General features: G+C 37.4%; 1 protein-coding gene. It reads right to left on the minus strand.

What is annotated here, in order from left to right; translation table 11 throughout:
* Positions 1-418 precede the first annotated feature (418 nt).
* Positions 419-1693: an IS110 family RNA-guided transposase gene (locus FNK51_RS25390; RefSeq protein WP_141995121.1), complete on the minus strand. Its 1275-nt coding sequence runs from the start codon at positions 1691-1693 to the stop codon at positions 419-421.
* Positions 1694-1809: the final 116 nt, after the last annotated feature.

Genomic DNA, 1809 nt, shown 5'->3' on the forward strand with positions numbered 1-1809 from the left:
TGAACTCCCTCAGTTTGATGCGAATATCTCTCGAATGCTCACTTATTCGCAGGATTTCATAACCCTTGTAATTAATCTTACGGGTAAATGAAATGAGTTCAAATCAGTTAGGCTTCGTGAAGTCATAGTTAAATAAAGGAGTCAGCTACCACTCCATATATTCCCATATAATGTACATCTCCACGCCGCCCCTGGAGGCTTTCCCTCCCATGTCTCAACGGGTCAATTGCCCTCTCATTCCTTCGTCATGCCTATCCAAGGGGTGGAGGCCAGTTATGCTAACCTGATGGGTCACAGTGCCCTTTTGTTCAAGAAACCTGGTACTCCGTACATATTTGAAATCCTACGAATAAGACAACATTCAAAATTAAAGTTAACTATTTAAAATGATACATTTTATATAACTAATGTTTTATTTCTATGCTGCTAAAGAGGATAATACTTGAACTTTATTTGGACAATAAGACTCGTTTCGTCTTGCTATTCCTACAAAAATCCTTGCTAGTTTACCTATCAGTTTCATGATTGATTTCATTTTCTTTATCTTCTTTACCTTCACATTATGGGAATGGACGGCTTTAAACTCAGGGTTATTCATCACAAGACTCATAGTTGCTAAGTAGAGGAATCGTCGTAGTCTTGACCTTCCACGCTTTGAAATGACAATCTGACCTTTCCATTTGCCTGAACTTGCTTCAGCTAGATGTAATCCCGCATGCCGTAATAGAGAGTTTCCATGAGAGAAACCACTTAGATCTCCTGATTCACCCAGTATCCCAGCTAATGAAATTTCACTTATTCCTTTAATCATAAGTAGTTTTTTTGCAAATGGGATTTTGTAGAGAACTTCTTTAACTTGTTGTTCAACTCTTTCGAGTTGTTTTACAGCGAGGTCATATTCCTCTAATAATTGTTCTAAATGGAATTTATAAGCATCGAGAGCTTGTCTGGTCCCAATAGAAGATTTTGCTAGATTGATTAATAATTGAGCCTTCTTGGGTCCTGGTTGTCGTTTCATTAAAGACTTCCAACCCCTCATGACATCTAGTGTTTCTAGTGAAGATATTTCATCCGGTGTAGGAAATAAACGAAGGGTTGCGATCGCCCCTTTGCACGTTACATCTTTAAACACTTGTCTGAGTTCAGGAAAGACCACATCCACCCATCGATTTACTTGATTAATAGACATCACGAGACGTTTAACAATTACATCACGGTTAGAAATTAGAACTCTAAGTTTCTCAAATGATTCGGATGTTGGACGAACAAAGGAATAATAGCCGTTTTTGACCATATCCGCAATAACGAGGGCATCTTTTTTATCACTCTTCGATTGAGTATTGTCACGATTCTCTTTATTCCTTTTTACTAAGTGGGGATTCACAGTAACTACCTCAATGTTTTGTTTATCCAGCCATTTTGATAGGTTAATCCAGTAATGTCCTGTAGGTTCCATACCCACTATTGTGGAATCAAAGTTTTTTAGTTTTTGTAAGTTTTGAATCCAACTTAATAGTTTTACGAACCCCTCTTCATTATTTTCAAATGTAAGAGGATCTCCAACTACAATTCCACGGAAGTTAACAGCTCGAGCAACGTGTAATTGTTGGGCTATATCCACACCTACAATTAGATGTGTATCGGAAATTCTTTCTATTAGTTGATTTTGTTTGTCTTGCATTTTAAAATTCATAGTAAGGCTTCCTCCTTAAGACTTTGAGTTAGATTGGACTCTATACTCGTATCTTACTGAGGGGCTCTATTTTTTTCAAACCTGATATTTAACGAACTACAGGAATGCTAACCTGC

The organism is Bacillus sp. B4EP4a, assembly GCF_006680105.1.
GTDB lineage: Bacteria > Bacillota > Bacilli > Bacillales > DSM-1321 > Peribacillus > Peribacillus simplex_E.